1 protein-coding gene is annotated in these 1,150 nt (G+C 54.4%); it reads left to right on the top strand.

Features of this window, described 5'->3' with window-relative positions; translation table 11 throughout:
- The first annotated feature begins 46 nt into the window (after positions 1–46).
- On the top strand, positions 47–1,144 hold the full coding sequence (locus EXE41_RS18520) for an IS630 family transposase (RefSeq protein WP_137691784.1): 1,098 nt from the start codon (positions 47–49) through the stop codon (positions 1,142–1,144).
- The last annotated feature ends 6 nt before the right edge of the window (positions 1,145–1,150 follow it).

Genomic DNA, 1,150 nt, shown 5'->3' with positions numbered 1-1,150 from the left:
GTAATGAGTGAGAAATCTTTTGTGGGGTGGACTCAATGTGCTGGTAATGGGAAGCAATCGACGCAAAGAGATCAAGCGTCACCTTTCGGAGGAGAAGCTCGACGAGCTTCTCCGTGACGCCGAAGATAAGCACAGGATTCGGCGTCTCGGGTTCGTGAAGAATCTCTACCAAGGCGACACGATTGCGGAAGCTGCTGACCGGGAAGCTCGGTCGGCAGCGACCGGCCGCCGATGGGCGAATGCGTGGAACGAAGGCGGAGTCGATGAATTGATGCCGAGTTTCGGGGGCGGTCGGCCCCCGAAACTTGCTGAGAACGAACAAGAAGAACTGCTTGAACTTCTCCAAGAGGGGCAGCCATGGAAATCACAGGAGATACAGCACCTTCTGGCTGAGGAGTTCGGTGTCGAGTACCACCCAGATTACCTCGGGAAGTTTCTCCGAGATCTTGGGTTGTCGTACGCGAAACCCCGGCCGAAACGGCCGAATAGGCCGGAGAATCCCGAGGAAGTCCTCGACGAGCGCGTCGCTGACGCGCTCGACGAGACTGACGACGAACCCCATAACAAGGAGAAGGGTGACGAAGAAGACGGATGGGTTGTCGACGACGATGTTTGTACAGACGGCGGTACGGTCGTCGGTTTTTTCGATGCCTCACACCCCCAGCCGTACGATAATTCGCGGCGGGTGTGGTACGTCGATGATCCGCACGTTGAACGGCAGCTAGTCAAGACCGAAGATTCGGCGGTTGGATTCTACGCATTGAACGGAGTAAGCCTGGTTCGCTGGACCGAAACAGAAGAGAAAGAGAAGATCTGTAGCGTCTTAGAGACGGTCCGCGAGCAGAATCCGGGACAGCGGATTCTGCTCGTCTTAGATAAGCACGGATCGCACATCTGTGAATACACACGCAAGCGCGCACATCAACTAGGGATCGACCTGATCTTCCTTCCATCAGGTTCGCCGCATCTCAACCCAATCGAGCAAGTCTGGAAACAGCTGAAATGGACGATGTCGCCGATCATCGTCGACGACGAGGACGAATTTCACGAACTCGTCAAAGACGTATTTGAACAAGTGACACAGCGAGTCAGCTACGCCAGAAAGTGGTGTGAGAAGTTTCTTAGCGTTCAGAAGTTATCTTGATCATTA

It is taken from the genome of Halorubrum sp. SD690R, from assembly GCF_005435035.1.
In the GTDB taxonomy this organism is placed as follows: domain Archaea; phylum Halobacteriota; class Halobacteria; order Halobacteriales; family Haloferacaceae; genus Halorubrum; species Halorubrum ezzemoulense.
This window is presented reverse-complemented; position numbering and strand designations above follow the sequence as displayed.